A 2493-nucleotide genomic window follows, 5' to 3' on the forward strand; every position below is an offset into this window, starting at 1 on the left:
AGACGGCCTCTGCGGCCCCCTCAGCGCCCTTGCGGGCCATGATGTGCCACTTGCCATTTTGACGGGTCAGGCGAGGGTGCGGGTCAGTCATGTTTGCCCCCATAGTGCAGCGCCGCAACAAGGCTGGCTTGGGTGACGGTCAGGCCATAGCGACGGCAGAGACGGCGGATGCTTGCGGCGGTCATTGAGCGCCCCCCATATTTGCCAAGGCGCGGGCGGATGGCGGGAAACGCAGCTTGGCACGGTCGATGCCTTCTTTCAGCGAATAATGCGCGACGTTCTGTGGCCCGCGATATTCCGCATGGATCGGCCAGCCGTAGTGATGGCGCAAGCGGTGGATGATTGCGCCAAGCCGCCAGCCGCGCACCTCTCTGATTTCAGTGCGGTGGCTGATGGTCCGCTTGTCCAGCAGGGCTTTGCAGGTCCAGAACACCTGCGACTCGCTGGTATAGAATTGATCTTGTGACATTCGGAAATCCTTACGGTTGATGCCGCAAGGCGCTGGGCTTAGGGTGTAGTCATTCCTACCACGGAAAACGCTACGTCCGCCGCCCATGCGCTTTGCATGGCGGGGGATGTGGTTATTCAACAATTGCTTGAAGGGTGGCGTCGATATCGGCTTCGTTCCAATAGAGACGAGAACCGATTTTCATTGGTTTGGGCAAGCGGCCTAGGTCAACGTCACGATAGATTGTGGTGCGACCTCGGCCACCCAACTTTGATTGAAGCTGGGCGAACGAAAGATAGGCGGGCGTTGTGATTTTTTGGTCCATATAGATGCTCCATTTGACAGTGGTTTCGCTTTCTTAGCGTTGTTCCACTGTGGCGCACGGAGCACCTGCTCAATATCGGGGCACTTGAAATGCCCCGGGTCCATTTGAAAGTTCCCCCCTAACCTTCCAACCTTTGCAGCCAAGGGCCGATCAACCAATGCAATAGATTTTCAGAAAGTTCGAAAGGGGGGAAAGTCTCCATGTCGAAAGGGGGGTCGGCCCTAATATGCCACAAATCCCAATCATCAAAATTTCGCGATTCCTTCAACCGAGCCTGAAAATATGCTGATGTATGAAGCAAGCATGCATCAGCTTCTAAACCTCTGTCAAAAGGTTGCTGTACGTTCAAATATTCGCTCGAAACTACCCATGCTGCCAGAATATGAGAAACTGACCTGTATTGCCTAAACGCTTGTTTGATCTTTTGCGTGTCGCCTAGAAGGGCTTTTTCTTGCGCAACCCAGTCCAAGCCATCCCAGAAAGTGAAGGGAAGTTTGCCCACTGAATTATTGAATTCAGTGACTATTTCGGCTGCGGCATTAAGGCTTACGCGATGGCCTGCGTTTTGAAGCGCGCACATTGCTATGGCGGTGATGCCACAAACGAAGCGGCGTGCCGCATTGCCGCGGTGAGAAGTTATTAGAGTCCGCACCAATTCGCTCGGTTTGTAATCATCAACGCCGCAAACTTTCCATCGCTCATACTCATGTCGCAATAGAAATAGCGCTTGTTCGCGACTTGCTTCATCTTCCGGATAGACGGAGTAAATCTCTAATTCGGAAATGTAGTTGGCACGAATTTGGCTCGGACCATCAGACAGGGAAATCTCTCTCATTTGAAGCTAACTTCGACAATACTTGTTTCGCCCGCGCTATGGCATGACCAACGTTCCATCAGTACCGCCCGTTGTTCCAGAAAATCCGTCCGCTTGTACGCCTGCACCGTCTTAGATCCCACCATATGGCTAATGCACATTTCGGCCACATCGTGTGGTGCGTTAGTCGCCTCTGCCAGCCAGACGCGCAGGGATGTGCGGAACCCGTGGGGGCGTTCTTTCATGCCGCGCCGATCCATGAACGCGGTCATCGTCATGTCGGAAATCACGCCGCGTCTGACACCGGGAAACAGCAACCCGTCGCGGGCGAATTTGCGGGCCTCTGCAATCACGTGCTGGGCCTCTGCCGACAAGGGGATGCGAAAATCCTTTGTCGCGTCCTTGCGGCCCTTCATACCCTCTGCGGGGATGGTCCACACGTCACCGTCGATCTGTTCCAAGTTGATATTACGCAGCGGGGCAGACCGTGCGCCCGTGAGGATAAGCAACCGCAAGGCCAGTTCCGTGATGCTACCCCCGAGGGACTGATAAAACGCAGGCACGTCCTGCCAAGGCACGGCAGGGACATTTGTTACCTTGTGGCGTTGCATGCCCAATAGCGCCTTTGCTTTTTCGGTTGCCTGTAGATCCACCTCTAGGCCCAGAGCCGCTGCGTGACGCAGAACAATGCCGAGACGGTTCATCGCCTTGTTGGCGGTTGCGGCTTTGGTGTGCCAGATCGGGGCCAAGGTGTCGCGGATATCTTTCTGGTCGATATCTGCCACAGGCACTTGGCCCAGCTTGGGGAGGATGTGCAGTTCAAGCGGCGAAAACCAGCGACCCGCCTTGCCGTCACCTTTGAGTTCGGCCTTGCGGCTTTCAAATGCGTCCAGTGCGATATCGGTC

Annotated in this window: 4 protein-coding genes; all 4 read right to left on the minus strand. The window is 55.1% G+C overall.

Annotated features, from left to right (window positions below):
- Positions 1 to 181 precede the first annotated feature (181 nt).
- Positions 182 to 469, minus strand: coding sequence for a hypothetical protein (locus tag ABYT07_RS20440; RefSeq protein WP_372993842.1), 288 nt, complete (start codon positions 467 to 469; stop codon positions 182 to 184).
- Positions 470 to 581: 112 nt separating this feature from the next.
- Entirely contained in the window at positions 582 to 773 is a 192-nt protein-coding gene (locus ABYT07_RS20445) for a helix-turn-helix transcriptional regulator (protein WP_372993843.1), read from the minus strand.
- A gap of 118 nt (positions 774 to 891) precedes the next feature.
- The gene (locus ABYT07_RS20450; protein WP_372993844.1) at positions 892 to 1608 is read right to left on the minus strand and encodes a hypothetical protein; all 717 of its coding nucleotides are present in this window, start codon (positions 1606 to 1608) and stop codon (positions 892 to 894) included.
- On the minus strand, positions 1605 to 2493 hold an 889-nt coding region (locus ABYT07_RS20455), incomplete at its 5' end, for a tyrosine-type recombinase/integrase (RefSeq protein ID WP_372993845.1). The genes ABYT07_RS20455 and ABYT07_RS20450, both read right to left, overlap by 4 nt.

The organism is Sulfitobacter sp. (assembly GCF_041552635.1).
Taxonomy (GTDB): Bacteria; Pseudomonadota; Alphaproteobacteria; order Rhodobacterales; family Rhodobacteraceae; genus Sulfitobacter.

Coding starts and splice junctions, on each gene's coding strand:
- ABYT07_RS20450 (WP_372993844.1), bottom strand. CDS start 1,608: ATGAGAGAGATTTCCCTGTCTGATGGTCCGAGCCAAATTCGTGCCAAC.
- ABYT07_RS20440 (WP_372993842.1), bottom strand. CDS start 469: ATGTCACAAGATCAATTCTATACCAGCGAGTCGCAGGTGTTCTGGACC.
- ABYT07_RS20445 (WP_372993843.1), bottom strand. CDS start 773: ATGGACCAAAAAATCACAACGCCCGCCTATCTTTCGTTCGCCCAGCTT.